Raw genomic sequence first — 17,010 nt, 5'->3', positions numbered from 1 at the left:
TCGGCCCGCCATGACCGAGACAGCCCCCCTGCGCCTGTTCAACAGCCTGACCCGCACGATCGCGCCCTTCGCGCCGCTCGACCCGAAGGAAGTGCGCGTCTACAGCTGCGGGCCGACGGTCTATAATTACGCGCATCTGGGCAATCTGCGCGCCTATGTGTTCACCGACACGCTGCGCCGCACGCTGTTGTGGAAGGGCTATGCCGTCCGCCACGTCATCAACATCACCGATGTCGGCCATCTGACCAGCGACGCGGACGCGGGCGATGACAAGATGGAGGCCGCCGCCCGCGCGCAGGCGAAGAGCATCTGGGATATCGCCGCCCATTATACCGAGGCGTTCAAGAGCAATATTCGCGATCTCAACATCATCGAACCGACCGAATGGACGGTGGCGACCCAATATGTGCCGCAGATGATCGCCTTCGCCGAAAAGATCGCCGACCGGCATTGCTACGAGCTGGCAAGCGGCCTTTATTTCGATTCGACCACCGTGCCGAATTATGGCGCGCTGGCCGGCGGGCGCGATGACGCCGCCAATGCCCGTATCGACCCGGTGGAGGGCAAGCGCCACCCGTCCGACTTCGCCATCTGGCGCAAGTCGCCGCCGGGCGAGCAGCGCCAGATGGAATGGGACAGCCCCTGGGGCAAGGGCGCACCGGGCTGGCACCTGGAATGCTCGGTGATGAGCCTCGACCGGCTCGGCCAGCCTTTCGACATCCACACCGGCGGCATCGACCATCGCGAGATCCATCACCCCAATGAGATCGCGCAGAACCAGGCCTATTGCGGCTGCACGCCCGTCGACGGCGGCGTGCCGACCGGCTTCACCGGCGCGCGCTGGTGGATGCACAACAACTTCCTTGTTGATCGCGGCGGCAAGATGAGCAAGTCGAGGGGCGGCTTCACGACGCTCTTCTCGCTGATCGACGCCGGCGTGCATCCGCTCGCCTATCGCCTGCTGTGCCTTGGCGCGCATTATCGCAGCGAGTTGGAGTTCGGCGCGGAGAGCCTGGGCGGCGCGCTGACCCGGCTCAAGCGCCTCGTCATGGCGGTGGAAGGGCTGAAGGCCCGCGCCGAAGCCGTCACCTGGCAATCACCCGACCTCGATGTCCTGCGCGGCAACCTGCACCCGCAGCTGGTGCCGCTGCTGCAAGCGTTCGACGCGGCGTTGTCCGACGACCTGATGGTCCCCCGCGCCCTGCCGCTGCTGGAAGAGGTGATCGGCCGCAAGAAGGTGCCGGTGGACGAACGGCTGCGCCTGATCGCGGCGATGGACCAAGCGCTGGGCCTCAACCTGCTCACCCTGACCCGCGCCGACCTGCGCATCCGCCCCAAGGCGGCGGAGATCGGGGAAGCGGAGATCGAGGCGGAGCTGGACCGCCGGCAACAGGCGCGCGCGGACAAGGATTTCGCCGCCTCGGACGCCATCCGCGACGCGCTGATCGCGCGCGGCGTGGAGGTGATGGACGGCGATCCGCTGCGGTGGGAATGGAAGGTCTCGCTGGGTTGAACGCGGACGAGTGCCCTTTCCACCCCTGCCCCGCCGGCGGGGCGACGGGAGGCATCCATGATCCGCTATGACCGGCGCACCCGCGCGCTGGCCTATGGGCTTTCGGCCCTGTCCGGCTTTGTCGACGCCAATGCCTTCATGATGATCGGCGGCTTCTTCGTGTCCTTCATGAGCGGCAATACCACGCGGCTGGCGGTCGGCCTTGCGCTCCATGGCCGGGATGCCGCCATTGCCGGCACGCTGATCGCGCTGTTCGTCCTTGGCGTGATGACGGGGTCGCTGATCGGCGACACGGTCCGCCGGCGGCGGCGTGCCGCTGTCCTCGCCCTGCTGACCTTGCTCATCACCAGTGCCGCGACCGTTGCCTCGCTCGGCTATTATTGGGGCGCGGCGCTGATCCTTGCCAGCGCCATGGGGGCGGAAAACGCCATCTTCCAGCGCGACGGCGAAGTCAGCATCGGCCTCACCTACATGACCGGCACGCTGGTCAAATGCGGGCAGCGGATCGCGGGCGCGCTGCGCGGGGGCGATCCGCTGGCATGGCTGCCCTATCTGTCGCTGTGGATGGCGCTGGCCTCCGGCGCCATCGCCGGCGCGCTTTCCTGGCGGCAATGGCATCTGGGCGGGCTCTGGATCGCGGCGGCGCTCGCGGCGCTGCTGGCGCTGGCCTCGCTCGCCACGGAAGACGACCGGACATGGGCTTAGAGCAGGTATTTCCGATCACAGTGACCGACGCAATCCTGTTCCGCCAAAGCCGCGTTTGGCGTAAGGAAAGAAGCCCTGTCGCGCCCCGGCCTTGCCTTCGCATCGCCTTGCGCGCATAGGAACGGACCTTTTTTTGGCAGGAGACAAGACGGTGGCGGCGAATTGGACGCCCGACGGCTGGCGGAATTTCAAGGGGCTGCAAATGCCCACCTATCGCGATGGGCAAGCGCTTGCGCAGGCCGAGGCGCAGCTTGGAACCTATCCGCCGCTGGTGTTTGCGGGCGAGGCACGCAACCTGAAGGCAGAACTCGCCAAGGTGACGCGTGGCGAAGCCTTCCTGCTGCAGGGTGGCGATTGCGCCGAGAGCTTTGCCGAATTCCACCCGAACAACATCCGCGACACGTTCCGCGTGCTGCTGCAGATGGCGGTGGTGCTGACCTTTGCCAGCAAGCTGCCGATCGTGAAGGTCGGCCGCATGGCGGGCCAGTTCGCCAAGCCGCGCTCGGCGGACATGGAAACGATCAACGGCGTGGAGCTGCCCAGCTACCGCGGCGACATCATCAACGACATCGCCTTCACGCCCGAGTCGCGGGAGCCCGATCCGCAACGCATGGTGCGCGCCTACAACCAGTCGGCCGCGACGCTGAACCTTGTCCGCGCCTTCTCGGCCGGCGGCTATGCGACGCTGGACCGCGTGCATCAGTGGACGCTGGATTTCATGGGCCGCAGCCCGTGGTCCAAGAAGTTCGAGGAGATGGCGGATCGCATCGGCGAGGCGCTGGACTTCATGCGTGCCTGCGGCATCGATGCGACCAGCGTGCCGCAGTTGCAGGGCACCAGCTTCTACACCAGCCACGAGGCACTGCTGCTCCCCTATGAGCAGGCGCTGACCCGGCTGGATAGCACGTCGGGCGACTGGTACGACACCGCCGCCCATATGCTGTGGATCGGCGACCGCACTCGCTTCGAGGGGTCGGCCCATGTCGAGTTCCTGCGCGGCATCGGCAACCCGATCGGCATGAAATGCGGGCCGAGCCTTGAGCCCGACGCGCTCCTGCGCCTGCTGGATGTGTTGAACCCGGCGCGCGAGGCGGGGCGGATCACGCTCATCACCCGCTATGGCTATGACAAGATCGAGGCGGGCCTGCCCAGGCTGGTGCGCGCGGTGCTGCGCGAGGGCCATCCCGTCGTCTGGTCCTGCGACCCGATGCACGGCAATGTCGTGAAGGCCGCCAATGGCTACAAGACGCGCCCGTTCGAGCGCATCCTTGCCGAAGTGCGCGGCTTCTTCGCCGTACACCGCGCCGAGGGCAGCTTCGGCGGCGGCATCCATGCGGAGATGACCGGGCAGAATGTGACGGAATGCACCGGCGGCGCCATCGCCATTACCGACGATGGCCTGGCCGATCGCTACCACACCCATTGCGACCCGCGCCTGAACGCCGCGCAGAGCCTTGAACTGGCCTTCCTGCTAGCCGAGATGCTGAACGACGAGCTGGCGGAACGGCGCAAGGCTGCCGCCTGAGGCCATTGCGACCCGGTGCGAACCGCGCACGGGCCGACCGAAGCATAGAAAAGCCTGCCAGCCCGGAACGGGGTTGGCAGGCTTTTCCGTCCATGCGCGGGTCGGGTCCATCCGCACGCATGGAATGCCGGGGTCGGCCGAACGCGTCCTGACGGGCCGCCCGTCCTTTTCCCCCTATGGCTGGTTTCCCTTATGGCTGGCTGGGCGATGTCGCCCCGGACCCTGCGGCATTGCCGCTGGCGGATGCCGATCCCGTGACGCTCGCGGCACCGTTCGCGCTGTCCGCAGCATTGCTGGCCACATCCCGCGCGCGTCCGGCAACGGCGCCGGCCCGGTCGCGCGTTGCGCCGACCGCGCCGGCCGTCGTGTCGCGTGCCCGGCCTGCGGCATTGGCGGAGGTATCGCGCGCCCGGCCCGCAGCGCCTGTCGCCGTGTCGCGAGTCGTGCCGACGGCGTTGCGCACGTCATTGGTGCCGACGGTATCGACATTCAGGCCGGCATTGCCCGATCCCGACGCGCCGCCGCTGGCCGAAGCGCTGCGATGACGCTCGCCGCGGCTGGCCGATCCGGTCAGGCCACCATCGGCGCTGCCGCCGCCCGATCCGTTCGCGCCGGCCCGACCATTGCGCAGGTCGATGCTGCGGTCGAGCGATCCGCCCCCCGATCCGGCCCATGTCCCGCCGAGCGATCCACCCAGCGACCCGGCGCCGCCACCCAGCGCGCCACCCAGACCGCCGCCGCCCAGAAGCTGCGCCTGCGCCGGGGCCGCTGCCAGCCCCATGAGGCAGGTCGCGATCATCCATGTCTTGCGGTTCATCGATCTTCTCCTTCAACGATGTGATGGAGAGAGAACGTGGAGCGCCGTGATTTTAATCCCGGGCGCAATGAAAAGACGATCCAAACGGCTGAATATCAACGGCTATTTCTACAGTCCCCGCAGACCAGGCCACGCCCGTAGACCTTGTCCGGCCCGCGCGCGCCCAGGTCGCGGGCCTGCGCGGCCAGGGCATCGACGCTGCCCGCTGCCAGCAACCGGCCTGCGACCAGGGGTGCGGCAAAGGATGTCCCGCGCACATGGATCGCGCCGCCATCGCCGCCCGCCGCCATCATGTCCGCACCGGGCGCGGCGAAATCGAGATGACGGGCCCGGCCCGCCTCGATCAGCACCCTGTCGCGCCGATCCACCCCGGTCACGGCCACCACCGCCGGATAGGATGCGGGGAAGACCGGCGGCGCTGCCGGCCCGTCATTGCCCACGGCGGCGACCACGATCGTGCCGCGCGCGCGCGCGATGCGGATCGCGCCGGCAAGCAGCGGATTGTCCGGCCCGACAAGGCTGATCGTCACCACCGGCACGCGGCGGGACACCATCCAGCCCAGGGCCCGCGCAATCGCCAGCGCGCCACCGCCCGCCGGATCGGCCCCATAGACATCGGCCACCAGCAGCGACGTTCCCGCCGCCGCGCCCCGGATCGGACCAGCCCCCGCGATCAGCGATGCGACCGCCGTGCCATGGCCGCTCGCCATGGGCGCGCCTTTCGCAAAGCCGCGCTGCTCCACCGGCGCCGTCAGAGCGGGGTGCCGCGCGACCCCGCCATCGATCAGGCCGGCGACCTTGCCACCGGAGACCACACCGCCGGCAAGCGCCGTGCCCGGCCCGACAGCAGGCGCTGGCCCACTGGCGAAATATAGCGTGTCGCCCGCCACCTCGGCCGCCGGCGCCAGCTTCCGGACCTTCCGGATCGCCCCCGCCAGCCCCTCCGTTTCCGGCACGATGACGTGCAGCACGGCGATATCCAGCCCCTCGATCCGCTCCTCCGCCACGACATAGCCGGCCTTGGCAATCGCGGCCCGGGCGGCGGCATCCGCCCCCGTCACCAGGATGCTGCTGCGCACCGCCGGATTACCGCGATCATCGGGCGCCATGCTGTCCCGATTGCCACGCAACAAGGCGGCGATCCGATCCGCACGCACGGCAAGCAGGCGATCGGCCACCCGTGTCGGCGAAAGCTGCTCCAGTTCGTCCAGCCGCAAGGCTCCGCCCAGATCGTCCAGCAGGCCGGGCACCGCCCTGCCGACCGCCTCCCGCCCCGGCAGCAGTTGCGCGGCCGCCATCGCCGGCAAAAGCGCTGCGGCGGCGATAGCGATGATGAACGGGCGGGCCATGGCAATCTGTTCCTTACGCGGGCAAAACGGTCGCGTGAAAAAATATATCCGCGTCCGGGATGAAACGTGCGTCGATGGTCGTTTCATCCCCAGGAAAATGGATCGGTCGGAGCCGCAATGGCGTTTGAACAGCAGTTGCTGGCACTGGTGCCACGCCTTCGCCGCTTCGCGGCCAGCCTGTCGCGCAATACAGCGGACGGCGACGATCTGCTTCAGGCGGCGCTGGAGCGGGCGCTGCGATCACGCGGCCAATGGCAGGAGGGCACCCGGCTGGACAGCTGGATGTACAGGATCATGCGAAACCTATGGATCGATGAAGCACGAGCGCGGGAGCGGGCGGCACAGACCTTCGCGCCGGAGGAAGCCGGCGCTGCCGTCGGCCATGCGGGGGACAGGGATATCGAGACAGCGGTGATGCTGTCGGACATCGACCGGGCGATGGCGCAGCTGCCCGACGAACAGCGCGAGGCCATCGCGCTCGTGCTGGTGGAGGGGCTGTCCTACAAGGAAGCGGCGGCCATCCTCGCCATCCCCATGGGCACGCTGACATCGCGGCTGGTGCGCGGGCGCGGCGCCTTGATCGCGCTGATGGGAGAGGCGGCATGAGCGGGAACAGGAACGGGGGCATGAACGGATTGGGCGAGGATATGCTGATCGCCTATGCCGATGGCGAGCTGGACGAACTCAACCGCCGCCGGGTCGACCAGGCGGCGGCCGCCGACCCCGCGCTGGCCGAACGGCTCGCCCAGCATATCGCCCTGCGCGACCGGCTGGCCCGCCATTATGCGCCGCTTGCCCAAGCCCCCGTGCCGGACCGGTTCGCGGCCCTGCTCACTGCGCATGAGGGGAGCGATGAGGCGGTTGTCGATCTGGCGACCGAACGCGCGAAGCGCCGCCCGGTGGCGCGCCATTGGATGATGGGCGGCGCGCTCGCGGCGTCGCTGGTCATCGGCCTGATGCTGGGCCGGGGGATGGGCGGCGATGCCGGCCCGGTCGGCATGGCGGACGGGCGGATGACGGCACAGGGGCCGCTCGCCGATGCGCTCGACAGCCAGCTTGCCTCCGCGCAGCAGGGCGGCGCGCCCTATCGCATGGGCATCAGCTTCCGCGCGAAGGACGGCGCATGGTGCCGCAGCTTCGACGGCGCAGCGCTCGCCGGGGTCGCCTGCCGCGATGGCGCGGCATGGCGGCTGGAGCAGGCCGTGCCCGGCAGGAGCCAGGCGACGGACTATCGTCAGGCCGCGTCCGGCGACCCGCGCGTCATGGCAACGGTGGAGGCGCTGATCGCCGGAGACGCCGCCGATGCCGCGGCGGAACGGCAGGCCCGGGACGCCGGCTGGAAATAGCCGCCGTCCCGGCGCAATGTCATTCCTTCGCCATCATCCGATAGGCAAAGCCGCCGAGCAGTCCGCCGATCACCGGCGCGACCCAGAACAGCCACAGCTGCTGCAGGGCAAGGCCACCCTCGACGATCGCCGGCCCGGTCGCGCGCGCCGGATTGACCGACGTGTTGGTGATCGGGATGGAAATCAGGTGGATGAGCGTCAGCGCCAGACCGATCGCCAGCGGCGCGATGCCCACCGGCGCCTTCACGCTGGTCGCCCCCATGATGATGAACAGGAAGAAGAAGGTCAGCAGCACTTCGGCCAGGAAGCAGGAGGCCAGATCATAGCCCCCTGGAGACCCTGCGCCAAAGCCGTTGGCGGCCAGCCCGGACGTGGCCAGCGCATAATCGGGTGCGCCCCGCGCGATGGTGTAAAGCGCAAAGGCCGCCGCGATGGCGCCAAGCAGCTGGGCGATGATGTAGAGCGGAATGTCCTTGCCGGAAAAACGCCCGCCGGCCCAAAGCCCCAGCGTGACCGCCGGGTTGAAATGCCCGCCGGAAATATGGCCGACGGCATAGGCCATGGTGACGACGGTCAGACCAAAGGCCAGCGCCACGCCGAGCAAGCCGATGCCGACATCAGGAAAGGCCGCGGCGATGACGGCGCTGCCGCAACCGCCGAATACCAGCCAGAATGTGCCCAGAAATTCCGCTATGGCGCGGTTCATGCTGTTCATGGCAATATCTCCCCGAACGATGCGTCGATGATAACCGTGACGTTTGCGACGCGGTCGTAACGTCTACCCTGCGATCCCTTTGATTACAACGCGCTGAGAGGCATTTCCATGACACCCAAATTCCTGATCGTCCCTCTGGGCGCAGTGCTGCTGCAAGGCTGCATTGCAAAAACGGCGGTCGATGTCGTGACCCTGCCCGTGCGCGCCGGGGCGCAGGCGGCCGACTGGGCGACGACCAGCCAGGAGGAATCCGACCGCAATTACGGCAGGAAGATGCGCAAGCAGGAAGCCCGCGAGGCCCGCGAAGCGAAGGAAGCGGCGAAAGAACGCCGTCGCCAGTGCCACGCCCAGGGCCATGACGAGGACTGCTGAAGGCAGGGCGCCCACACCCCTGCATGATCGGCGATCCCGCCGCATATCCGCCCTGCGATCGGTCATCCGTCCGCAGCTCTAGCCTTTCCAGTGGAACCCGGCGGTGTTGAAGGTGAAGCTGTGCGTCTCCTTCGGCCCGGTGACGAGGTCGACCTTCAGCGTGCGGCTGTCCATGATCGCGTCGGCGGCCTTGCGGGCGGGCGGAATCTCGATGCCGTCCTTTGCATCGGTCACGCGGCCCTTCCATGTTTCGGCGGGCTTCCCGTCCACGCTGGCCGCAATCGCGCAATCGGACAGGTCGCAGCTGAACGGCGCGCCCACCAGCTTCACCGTCAGCTCCGCTTCGCCATTGCTCAGCTTCTGCAGCAGCAGGACGGCGAAGGTATCGGGCGCCGTCATCGTCGCGACGCTGTTCGCACTGCCGATATAGGCGAGTTGCACCGGCGTGCCGCCGCCCTGGGGCTGCTTGGTTTCATATTTCCAGCTCTGGCCGATCTGCTGGCGCTGGGTCGGCCCTTCCTCCCCCTGGCTGCACGCACCCAGCAGCGCGATGGCGGCAAGGGAAAAAGCGGCGGGAGCGAGCTTTCGCATCATCTGATCCTTTGATTGAAGAATGCGCGGTTCAGCCGAACAGGGCCGGCCATCTGGCCGCTTCCGGTTCGGGCGGCATACGCAATGGGGGTGGCGGGCCATCCGATTCGCCCGTCTCGCATGCGCCCGCCCGGGCTCTGGGGACCGACGGCGGCTGGATTGCCATGGCCGCCATGGTCGCCGCCATCATCTCCCAGGGGAGCATCCACAAGGCCAGCGCCACGGAAAACGGCCCCGCACCGGGCACCATGCCCGGCAGCAACAGTGTCGGGCTCTCGACATGGGCATGGGGTTCCCTGTGCTCGGCCATGGAAGGGTAACGCTTCAGGCGCCATCCGGCTCCATGGCAATCATGCGACAGCCACCAGGCCGGCGAAACCGGCTCCGATCAGGCCCGGATCACGCCTCGTCGCCCATGCGCAGCGCCGCGATGAAGGCTTCCTGCGGAATCTGGACGCTGCCATATTCGCGCATCCGCTTCTTGCCTTCCTTCTGCTTCTCCAGCAGCTTCTTCTTGCGGGTGATGTCGCCGCCATAGCATTTGGCGGTCACGTCCTTGCGCATCGCCGCGATGGTCTCGCGCGCGATCACCTTGCCGCCGATCGCCGCCTGGATCGGGATCTTGAACAGATGGCGGGGGATCAGGTCCTTCAGCCGCTCGCACATATGGCGCCCACGCGCCTCGGCGGCGCTGCGATGGACAATCATGCTCAGCGCATCGACCGGCTCGTTGTTGACGAGGATGCCCATCTTGACGAGGTCGCCCTCACGCGTGCCGATCTGGTGATAGTCGAAGCTGGCATAGCCACGGCTGATCGACTTCAGCCGGTCGTAAAAGTCGAACACCACTTCGTTGAGCGGCAGTTCATAGGTGATCTGCGCGCGGCCACCGACATAGGTCAGGTTCTTCTGGATGCCGCGACGGTCCTGGCAGAGCTTGAGGATCGAGCCCAGATATTCGTCCGGGCAATAGATCACCGCCTCGATCCACGGCTCCTCGATATAGTCGATATAGTTCGCCTCCGGCATGTCGGCCGGATTGTGCAGCTGCTGGATCGACCCGTCGTTCATGTGGATGTCGTACACCACCGACGGCGCGGTGGTGATGAGGTCGAGGTCATATTCCCGGCTTAGCCGCTCCTGGATGATCTCCAGATGCAGCAGCCCGAGGAAGCCGCAGCGGAAGCCGAAGCCGAGCGCGGCGGAGGTCTCCATCTCGAACGAGAAGCTGGCATCGTTCAGGCGCAGCTTGCTGATCGAATCGCGCAGCTTCTCGAAATCGGCAGCGTCGACCGGGAAGAGGCCGCAGAACACCACCGGTTGCACTTCCTTGAAGCCGGGCAGCGGCGTGCTCGCCGGGTTCTTGACCGTGGTGATAGTGTCGCCGACGCGGGTCTGGCTGATGTCCTTGATCTGCGCGGTGATGAAGCCGATCTCGCCGGGGCCAAGCTCCGGCAGGGTCTCGATCTTGGGCCGCATGCAACCGACACGGTCGATCAGATGCTCGGTGCCGCCGACCATGAACTTGATGTTCTGGCCCTTCTTGATGACGCCGTTCATCACGCGCACGAGGATGACGACGCCCAGATAGGGATCGTACCAGCTGTCCACCAGCATCGCTTCCAGCGGCTTGTCGCGGTCGCCCTTGGGCGGCGGGATCTTCTTGACGATGGCTTCGAGCACCTCGTCGATGCCAATGCCGGACTTGGCGCTGGCCAGCACCGCTTCCGACGCGTCGAGGCCGATCACTTCCTCGATCTCCGCCTTCACCTTTTCGGGTTCTGCGGCGGGCAGGTCGATCTTGTTGATGACGGGCACGATCTCATGATCATGCTCGATCGACTGGTAGACATTGGCGAGCGTCTGCGCTTCCACGCCCTGCGCCGCGTCCACCACCAGCAGCGCGCCCTCGCAGGCGGCCAGGCTGCGGCTCACCTCATAGGCGAAGTCGACATGGCCCGGCGTGTCCATCAGGTTCAGCTCATAGAGCAACCCGTCCTTCGCGGTGTAGTTCAGGCGCACGGTCTGCGCCTTGATGGTGATGCCGCGCTCCTTCTCGATGTCCATGTTGTCGAGCACCTGCGCCGACATCTCACGGTCGGTCAGGCCGCCGGTGCGCTGGATCAGGCGGTCGGCCAGGGTCGACTTGCCATGGTCGATATGGGCGATGATGGAGAAATTGCGGATACGCGAAAGTTCGGTCATGCCGCGCCGATAGCAGGCGCGAAGGGCTGTGTCAGCAGGCGGGCATCAGGCCGGCCTGCGCAATCGCATCGAGCGCATGGGCAAAGCGCTGTTCGCCGTCGCCGCCGATGCGGACATAGGGCAGCGCGCGGCGCTTGAGTTCATCCTCGCACAGGGCGAAGAACCGCTCCTGCTCCGCCCGCTGCGGGAACATGCGCACCGCGTCGCCCACCCATGGCAGGTCGATGTCCATCAGCAGATAGAGCGCGCCGACATCGGCAAAGGCGTCCAGTTCCGCCATGCGATGGCCAAACAGCATCATGCTCCACGCCGCCGTCATCAGCGGATCGGTATCCTGGATCAGGAGGCCATGCGCCTGCGTCGACAGCGATCCGGCGCTGCGGATATGCCCCCGCATGATGCGGACGAGGTCGCCGGGGACAAGCTCCGTCCCATGCACCTCGCAATAGGCACGGCCATATTCGGGCACCCAGACCGTGCCGAAATGCGCGGCAAGGCGGGCGGCCAGCGTCGACTTGCCGGTGCTTTCCGGCCCGTGCAGCACGACGGAGGGGATCATGCGGCGGCGGGTTCCAGCCGGCGCTGCGCCGAAATCCAGCTGAACAGCCCGGTCGTGGACAGCAGCAGATAGACGACATACAGCCCGGCGGTCAGGTGCAGCCCCTTGGCCCAGTAGAGCGGCACCGCGACCAGATCGACCGCGATCCACCAGGCCCAATTGTCGATATAGCGCCGCGCGAGCAGATATTGGGCAAGCACGCTCATCATCGCGACCGACGCATCCCAATAAGGCATGGCCGCATCGGTATAGCGATGCATGATCGTGCCCCAGGCCAGCGTCGCCCCCGCCGCGCCGAGCGCGCACAGCCCCACGCCCGCGCCGGGCATCCGCTGCACCGGCACGCGCCCTTCCGCATCGTCGGCGGTGTCGCTCGCCCGCACCCAGTTGGCCCAGCCATAGATGTTGAGCGCCAGGAACAGCCCCTGCAGCAGCGCATCGCTGTACAGCCGCTCGCGAAAGAAGATGAGGCCGTAGAGCGAGACCGTGGCGATGCCGAACGGATAGTTCCAGATGCTCCGCCGCACGAGCAGCACGATATTGGCAAGGCCAAGCAGCACGGCAATCGCTTCAAGGGGGCTCATCCGCCGGACTTAGGGCGCGGGGCGCGGGCGGGCAAGAGGGGGAGCGGATGAGATCATGGGCATCGCTGGAAACGCCCCGGACGGACGCTCCCGATCCTTCCTGATCGTCACGCGCCAGCCATTCACCCCGGCGTCGGGGCGTCGGGACGATCGATCAGACGGAAGCCCTCATATGCCGACGGGCCTCCAAGGCCGCGTCGCCCGGCATCACCGCGAAGGGCCCGCTGGCGGCACATCGCGTCCCGCGGTCGGCCCGCTGGATGCGCCAGCCCGGTTCTTCGACCGCCTGTTCTCTTCCACGTCGATATAATCTTCCAGATCCATGTTGCGCGCGAGCTTGCGCGCTTCATGGATGACATGCCGGTCGACAAAGACACGCGCGCTCGTGGCGCGACTTTCGACATGCTCGGCAACGGATTTCAGCGCGCGCGCAATCTGCGCCCACGCAACACCGGACAAATCAAGGATGATACGCGACATGAAACCCCAGGGCCCGCTCTATGGAACAATATTTTCGATTGTCATTATATGCGGCCGCGACTCGCCGGAATCAGGATATAGCGGCTCGGGATCGAAGGGCACAGGGCATTAACCGCAACGGATATCCCAGGGCTTTCCAAAGCGATTCGGATCAGGACTGCGGGGCGGGCGGACATCCCCTCAACCGTCCGACGCGTTCGCCACATTATATTTGAACAGCTCCTCCTGCGTCAGGCAGCGGCGGGTGGACTTGTCGTCCCCGGCCCCCTCGATCGCCTTCTGCTGGTACATCACCTCGGTCAGCAGCTTGCGGGAAACGCCCATGCGGATCAGGAAATCATTGTCGTCGCTGGCGAGCAGGGCGGAGCTTTGTTCGATATCGCCGATCATGTCGACGGCACCGTCGGCATCCTGCTTGATCTCGTCGCGCACCGCCGCGCGGTCGGCGACATGGGTGAACATATGGACGATATAGAGCCCGCCCGGGTCCACCATGCGCACGGTGCCGCCCATGAACATGAAGTTGCACGCCGAAAAACAGGCCCACCCCTTGGGAATGCGCGTGACGATATTGGGATAATTCTTGCGGATCAGCCGCCCCGCCTCATTGCCCACCGAAGCCACGCCGCCGGGCGAGCGGAACCAGATTTCGCCGAGGTCCGGATTGGCTTTGAGCACCTGGTAGAGGCGCGGCATCAGCCCCTTGTCGATCGCCCCCTCGGCCAGCAGCACCTTCATGCCGTTCATGGACCTGACCGTCAGCTGCATGGTCTTGTTGGTCGACCAGTCGGGCTGCAACGGGCAACTGGGGTTCTTGGGGTCCATCGCCACCGGCGGACTGGCGGCCCCTGTGAGCGCGCAGGCGGCAAGGATGAGAAGCAGGCCGCGCGAGACCATGGATCAGGCCTGGCGCACGTAGCGCGGCTGGCCGGGGCCGCGGCACATGCGCTTCTGCACGCGGGTCTCCTCGCCCTCCACGATCACCACATCTGTCACCATCATGCATTTGGAGCCATCGGCGAGCTTCGTGGTCGAATCCACGGTCGACGTGCCCGACACATTGGCCCGCGTGCCGCTTTCCCAGGCCGCCGACTGGCCCGCGCCCGAACGCTCGGCCTCCTCGACAGCCTTGGTCGTGGCGCCCGCCGCCTGCTCCTGCTCCTGCGGGTCGAGCTTGCAGGCGATCGCTTCGGACAGGGTGTCGCTGAACTTGTCCACCGGCAGGAAGCTGGCGCCCGCGCGGCTGGCGGTGCGGCTGGCAACGCCGCCCAGCACGCTGCCCAGCAGCGCCTTGCCGCGCTTGCCGCCCTGGGTCTTGCAACCGGTATCGCTGCTTGTGCTGCTCTGCGCCCCGCGGGTCACATCGCTAAACAGGCTGCCGAACTGCGCCGCCGCCGGATGCGGCATCGCGATGGCCGGGACAAGGGCGAGGGTCAGGCAGGACATGCGCTTGCGCATCGGAAACTCCACGAACCGAATGGGAATAGTCTTATTCGCTTAGCCCGGCACGCGCCAGCCTGTCGTGACGCCCGTCACACGAGGCCATAAGAGCCCCTACGGAAAAGCCGGTCAGGCGACGTTGCGGATGCCCAGCGGCGCCTGCAGCTTTTCCAGGTTGATGCCGGTCATGAACTCGACCCCCATGCGGTCTTCGACCGACCAGCGCGCCCGCGCTTCCACCACATAATGATCCGTCAGCTCGATATGGAAGAGCGTGCCTTCGGGCACATTCCACAGCCCCTCGATCAGCGCGCCGGTGGAAGAGATGTTGCGGATGCGGCCGTTATAGCGATGCCCGTCATGGCGCACCGTAACCGAGCGCAACATGCTCTTGCGGGTCGGCCGGCTGGCGCGAAAGCCGCTGGCCGCCGCCGCCGTGCCCGATTCGATCAGGCTGCGCGTCACGACATCGGCGGGCTGGGGCTTGCCGTAGATATAGCCCTGCACATGGCTGCACCCCAGCATGCGGATGAGTTCCAGCTCGTCATGGGTTTCGGCCCCTTCGGCGGTCGTGTCCATCGACAGCGCTTCGGCCAGCCCCACGATCATCTTGATGATGGCGCCGTTGCGGCTGCCCTGGATCGCGGCGCCCCGCACGAAGCTCTGGTCGATCTTGATCTTGTCGAACGGCGCCGTCTTCAGATAGCCGAGCGAGGAATAGCCGGTGCCGAAATCGTCGAGCGCCAGCCGCACGCCCAGATTCTTCAGGCGGGAGAACATGGAGTCCGTGTCGGCATCATCGTTCAGGAAGACGCTTTCGGTGATTTCCAGCTCCAGCCGCCCCGCATCCAGGCCGGCGCCGATCAGCGCGCTCATCACGGTATTGGGCAGTGAGGGGTTGGCGAACTGGATGGGCGACACGTTCACCGCGACGCGGATATCTTCCGGCCAGGTCGCGGCATCGCGACAGGCGGTGCGCAGCACCCAATCGCCGATGCGCGCGATCAGGCCGGTGTCCTCCGCGATCGGCACGAACACCGCCGGCGAGATGAAGCCGCGCGTGGGATGATCCCAGCGCAGCAGCGCTTCATAGCCCGTCACCTGTTCCGTCGCGGCGCTGACCACCGGCTGATAGAAGACCTGCAGCGCATCCTCGTTGAGCGCCACGCGCAGATCCTCCTCCAGCTGGCGGCGATCCTCGGCATCGGCATGCATTTCAGAGGTGTAGAAGCGGAACGTCCCCCGCCCGTCGCCCTTGGCCGCATACAGGGCAAGATCGGCGTTGCGGATCAGCGCGTCCGCCGTGACGCCATGTTCGGGGCACAGGGCGATGCCGATGGAGGCGCCGATCACCACCTGGCTGCCTTCGATCACATAGGGCTGCGACACGGAGTCGATCACGGCAAGGGCGATGTCGGCCAGCAGCGCCCGGTCATGCCGGCCGGGCATCACGATCTTGAACTCGTCGCCGCCCAGCCGCCCGACCCGCCCGCGCTCGCCGATCACCCGCGACAGCCGCTGGCTGACCATGCGCAACAGGCTGTCGCCCGCCGGATGGCCCATGGTGTCGTTGACGCTCTTGAAACGGTCGAGGTCGAGCAGGAAGAGCGCGCAGTCATTGGGCACACCCCGTGGCCCGATGACGGCCTGTTCCAACGTGCGCAGCATCTGCACGCGATTGGCCAGGCCGGTCAGCGAATCATATTGGGCCAGGCGCGTGACCTCCGCCTGGCTGCGGCGCATTTCGGTAAGGTCGGTGCCGCTGCCCCGAAAGCCCTTGAACTGGCCATAATCGTTGATGATCGGCTGGCCGGATATCGCCCAGCTGCGCTCTTCGTCAGAGGTGGCGACGTGTACCGGGATTTCGGAAAAGGCGGTGCGGGCCGACAGGTGGAAACCCAATGTCCGTTCGCCATCGCCCTGTTGCCGGTCGCTGGGGCTCACCAGTTCCGTCAGCGGCTTGCCGATGAAGTCCGCGCTGTCCGCCCCCAGGGTCGCCGCCAGCGTTTCGGACAGGTAGATGATCCGCCCATGCCGGTCGGTCTCCCAGAACCAGCCGCGCCCGGAACGCTCATGCTCGACCAGCAGCCGCTGCGCCCTGCGGCCGCCCTGCTCGGCAACCTGGCGCCGGATCAGCCGGCGCTGGTCGACAACCGCCTGCCGCACCGCCGCGATACCCATGGCCATGAGGTAGAAGACTGTGAGCGCCAGATAGGCCGGCTCCTCCCGCATCATCGCCAGCACGCCGCCCAGGCCGACGGCAAAGGCCAGGCCCAGGATGCGGCGGCTGCCGAAAATGCTGGCCACCAGCAGGGTGACGGCGGCCAGCGGCAGACCCGCGGGCACCATGCCGGCGCCCCGCCCGTCGGCAAAGCCGCCCAGCGTCGCCCCGAACATCATGCCGGACAGGAAGACCAGCGGCATCATCACCCACATCTGCACGTGCGGCAGGCTGTTGCGGAACCGGCGCTGGCTCGGGGCGAGCCAGATGGCGACATCGACCAGCAGCGCCGCCGCCGCCATGGCGGCGAGCGGGCCGGCGCGCCCATCCGCCCACAGCAAGGGGAAATCGATGGCCAGCATCGTGCCGGCCAGCTTGCACAGGATAACGAGCGGCCAGAGCACGCAGATCGAACGCATGGCGTTCACCAGCCAGTCCGGGGCGGTATCGACACCCCCGTCGGCAAGGCCCAGGGAAACCGCCAGGGGCGTGGCGCGATGGGAATGGTCCTGTGATGCTGATGGCCGAAGCATGGATAGCCCATGCACCCGAACGACTTACCATCGCGTTACCCCCGCGCTTGGCGAT

18 protein-coding genes are annotated in these 17,010 nt (G+C 67.0%); 6 read left to right on the top strand and 12 right to left on the bottom strand.

Translation table 11 applies throughout. The features are described from left to right. Window positions 1-10: 10 nt before the first annotated feature. The 3 genes from cysS (at window position 11) to WFP78_RS01070 (ending at window position 3,743) form a co-directional block, all read left to right on the top strand. Window positions 11-1,513 (top strand): cysteine--tRNA ligase, encoded by a 1,503-nt coding sequence (cysS, locus tag WFP78_RS01080; RefSeq protein WP_336957912.1) that lies wholly within the window; start codon window positions 11-13, stop codon window positions 1,511-1,513. 57 nt (window positions 1,514-1,570) lie between these two features. Further along, window positions 1,571-2,218, top strand: a complete 648-nt coding sequence (locus tag WFP78_RS01075) for a YoaK family protein (protein ID WP_336957911.1) — start codon at window positions 1,571-1,573, stop codon at window positions 2,216-2,218. A gap of 151 nt (window positions 2,219-2,369) precedes the next feature. Then, window positions 2,370-3,743: a class II 3-deoxy-7-phosphoheptulonate synthase gene (locus tag WFP78_RS01070; RefSeq protein WP_336957910.1), complete on the top strand. Its 1,374-nt coding sequence runs from the start codon at window positions 2,370-2,372 to the stop codon at window positions 3,741-3,743. A 190-nt stretch (window positions 3,744-3,933) separates the two neighbouring features. On the opposite strand, the gene WFP78_RS01065 is transcribed toward WFP78_RS01070, so the two are convergent. Beyond that, window positions 3,934-4,560 carry a hypothetical protein gene (locus WFP78_RS01065; RefSeq protein WP_336957909.1) on the bottom strand — a complete coding sequence of 209 codons (627 nt, stop codon included), beginning with the start codon at window positions 4,558-4,560 and terminating at the stop codon, window positions 3,934-3,936. A gap of 95 nt (window positions 4,561-4,655) precedes the next feature. After that, the gene (locus WFP78_RS01060) at window positions 4,656-5,909 is read right to left on the bottom strand and encodes a S8 family serine peptidase (RefSeq protein ID WP_336957908.1); all 1,254 of its coding nucleotides are present in this window, start codon (window positions 5,907-5,909) and stop codon (window positions 4,656-4,658) included. Between the two features lie 117 nt (window positions 5,910-6,026). On the opposite strand from WFP78_RS01060, the gene WFP78_RS01055 reads away from it, so the two are divergent. Next, window positions 6,027-6,515, top strand: a complete 489-nt coding sequence (locus WFP78_RS01055; protein ID WP_336957907.1) for a sigma-70 family RNA polymerase sigma factor — start codon at window positions 6,027-6,029, stop codon at window positions 6,513-6,515. Between the two features lie 20 nt (window positions 6,516-6,535). Beyond that, window positions 6,536-7,255 carry an anti-sigma factor gene (locus tag WFP78_RS01050; RefSeq protein ID WP_336957906.1) on the top strand — a complete coding sequence of 240 codons (720 nt, stop codon included), beginning with the start codon at window positions 6,536-6,538 and terminating at the stop codon, window positions 7,253-7,255. A 19-nt stretch (window positions 7,256-7,274) separates the two neighbouring features. Here the strand turns inward: WFP78_RS01050 and aqpZ are convergent, their stop codons facing one another. Further along, a complete protein-coding gene (aqpZ, locus tag WFP78_RS01045; RefSeq protein ID WP_336957905.1) occupies window positions 7,275-7,970 on the bottom strand; it encodes an aquaporin Z in 696 nt (231 codons plus the stop codon). A gap of 108 nt (window positions 7,971-8,078) precedes the next feature. Here aqpZ and WFP78_RS01040 point away from each other — a divergent pair, with 108 nt between their 5' ends. Then, window positions 8,079-8,342 carry a hypothetical protein gene (locus WFP78_RS01040; protein WP_336957904.1) on the top strand — a complete coding sequence of 88 codons (264 nt, stop codon included), beginning with the start codon at window positions 8,079-8,081 and terminating at the stop codon, window positions 8,340-8,342. Between the two features lie 78 nt (window positions 8,343-8,420). On the opposite strand, the gene WFP78_RS01035 is transcribed toward WFP78_RS01040, so the two are convergent. From WFP78_RS01035 to WFP78_RS00995, 9 genes are all read right to left on the bottom strand, one after another. Further along, window positions 8,421-8,933 (bottom strand): hypothetical protein, encoded by a 513-nt coding sequence (locus WFP78_RS01035; protein ID WP_336957903.1) that lies wholly within the window; start codon window positions 8,931-8,933, stop codon window positions 8,421-8,423. Window positions 8,934-8,964: 31 nt separating this feature from the next. Continuing rightward, window positions 8,965-9,243: a hypothetical protein gene (locus tag WFP78_RS01030; protein ID WP_336957902.1), complete on the bottom strand. Its 279-nt coding sequence runs from the start codon at window positions 9,241-9,243 to the stop codon at window positions 8,965-8,967. Window positions 9,244-9,332: 89 nt separating this feature from the next. Continuing rightward, on the bottom strand, window positions 9,333-11,138 hold the full coding sequence (gene lepA / locus WFP78_RS01025; protein ID WP_336957901.1) for a translation elongation factor 4: 1,806 nt from the start codon (window positions 11,136-11,138) through the stop codon (window positions 9,333-9,335). Between the two features lie 31 nt (window positions 11,139-11,169). Next, a complete protein-coding gene (locus WFP78_RS01020) occupies window positions 11,170-11,697 on the bottom strand; it encodes an ATP-binding protein (RefSeq protein WP_336957900.1) in 528 nt (175 codons plus the stop codon). After that, a complete protein-coding gene (gene pnuC, locus WFP78_RS01015) occupies window positions 11,694-12,281 on the bottom strand; it encodes a nicotinamide riboside transporter PnuC (protein WP_336957899.1) in 588 nt (195 codons plus the stop codon). The genes WFP78_RS01020 and pnuC overlap by 4 nt, the downstream gene beginning before the upstream one ends. A gap of 207 nt (window positions 12,282-12,488) precedes the next feature. Next, window positions 12,489-12,761 carry a hypothetical protein gene (locus WFP78_RS01010; RefSeq protein ID WP_336957898.1) on the bottom strand — a complete coding sequence of 91 codons (273 nt, stop codon included), beginning with the start codon at window positions 12,759-12,761 and terminating at the stop codon, window positions 12,489-12,491. Between the two features lie 180 nt (window positions 12,762-12,941). Continuing rightward, window positions 12,942-13,658: a hypothetical protein gene (locus WFP78_RS01005; RefSeq protein ID WP_336957897.1), complete on the bottom strand. Its 717-nt coding sequence runs from the start codon at window positions 13,656-13,658 to the stop codon at window positions 12,942-12,944. A gap of 3 nt (window positions 13,659-13,661) precedes the next feature. Beyond that, window positions 13,662-14,219 (bottom strand): hypothetical protein, encoded by a 558-nt coding sequence (locus tag WFP78_RS01000; protein ID WP_336957896.1) that lies wholly within the window; start codon window positions 14,217-14,219, stop codon window positions 13,662-13,664. Window positions 14,220-14,330: 111 nt separating this feature from the next. After that, complete coding sequence (locus tag WFP78_RS00995; RefSeq protein WP_336957895.1) at window positions 14,331-16,955, bottom strand: EAL domain-containing protein; 2,625 nt, start codon at window positions 16,953-16,955, stop codon at window positions 14,331-14,333. Window positions 16,956-17,010 lie beyond the last annotated feature (55 nt).

The organism is Sphingobium aquiterrae (assembly GCF_037154135.1).
Taxonomy (GTDB): Bacteria; Pseudomonadota; Alphaproteobacteria; order Sphingomonadales; family Sphingomonadaceae; genus Sphingobium; species Sphingobium aquiterrae.
Note: the sequence above shows the minus strand (reverse complement) of the source record. Positions and strands in the feature narration are given on the sequence as shown.

Bases quoted from the DNA above. Each gene is read 5' to 3' on its own strand.
- cysS (WP_336957912.1), top strand. From the start codon at position 11: ATGACCGAGACAGCCCCCCTGCGCCTGTTCAACAGCCTGACCCGCACG.
- WFP78_RS01075 (WP_336957911.1), top strand. From the start codon at position 1,571: ATGATCCGCTATGACCGGCGCACCCGCGCGCTGGCCTATGGGCTTTCG.
- WFP78_RS01065 (WP_336957909.1), bottom strand. From the start codon at position 4,560: ATGAACCGCAAGACATGGATGATCGCGACCTGCCTCATGGGGCTGGCA.
- WFP78_RS01060 (WP_336957908.1), bottom strand. From the start codon at position 5,909: ATGGCCCGCCCGTTCATCATCGCTATCGCCGCCGCAGCGCTTTTGCCG.
- WFP78_RS01055 (WP_336957907.1), top strand. From the start codon at position 6,027: ATGGCGTTTGAACAGCAGTTGCTGGCACTGGTGCCACGCCTTCGCCGC.
- WFP78_RS01050 (WP_336957906.1), top strand. From the start codon at position 6,536: ATGAACGGATTGGGCGAGGATATGCTGATCGCCTATGCCGATGGCGAG.
- aqpZ (WP_336957905.1), bottom strand. From the start codon at position 7,970: ATGAACAGCATGAACCGCGCCATAGCGGAATTTCTGGGCACATTCTGG.
- WFP78_RS01040 (WP_336957904.1), top strand. From the start codon at position 8,079: ATGACACCCAAATTCCTGATCGTCCCTCTGGGCGCAGTGCTGCTGCAA.
- WFP78_RS01035 (WP_336957903.1), bottom strand. From the start codon at position 8,933: ATGCGAAAGCTCGCTCCCGCCGCTTTTTCCCTTGCCGCCATCGCGCTG.
- WFP78_RS01030 (WP_336957902.1), bottom strand. From the start codon at position 9,243: ATGGCCGAGCACAGGGAACCCCATGCCCATGTCGAGAGCCCGACACTG.
- lepA (WP_336957901.1), bottom strand. From the start codon at position 11,138: ATGACCGAACTTTCGCGTATCCGCAATTTCTCCATCATCGCCCATATC.
- WFP78_RS01020 (WP_336957900.1), bottom strand. From the start codon at position 11,697: ATGATCCCCTCCGTCGTGCTGCACGGGCCGGAAAGCACCGGCAAGTCG.
- pnuC (WP_336957899.1), bottom strand. From the start codon at position 12,281: ATGAGCCCCCTTGAAGCGATTGCCGTGCTGCTTGGCCTTGCCAATATC.
- WFP78_RS01010 (WP_336957898.1), bottom strand. From the start codon at position 12,761: ATGTCGCGTATCATCCTTGATTTGTCCGGTGTTGCGTGGGCGCAGATT.
- WFP78_RS01005 (WP_336957897.1), bottom strand. From the start codon at position 13,658: ATGGTCTCGCGCGGCCTGCTTCTCATCCTTGCCGCCTGCGCGCTCACA.
- WFP78_RS01000 (WP_336957896.1), bottom strand. From the start codon at position 14,219: ATGCGCAAGCGCATGTCCTGCCTGACCCTCGCCCTTGTCCCGGCCATC.
- WFP78_RS00995 (WP_336957895.1), bottom strand. From the start codon at position 16,955: ATGCTTCGGCCATCAGCATCACAGGACCATTCCCATCGCGCCACGCCC.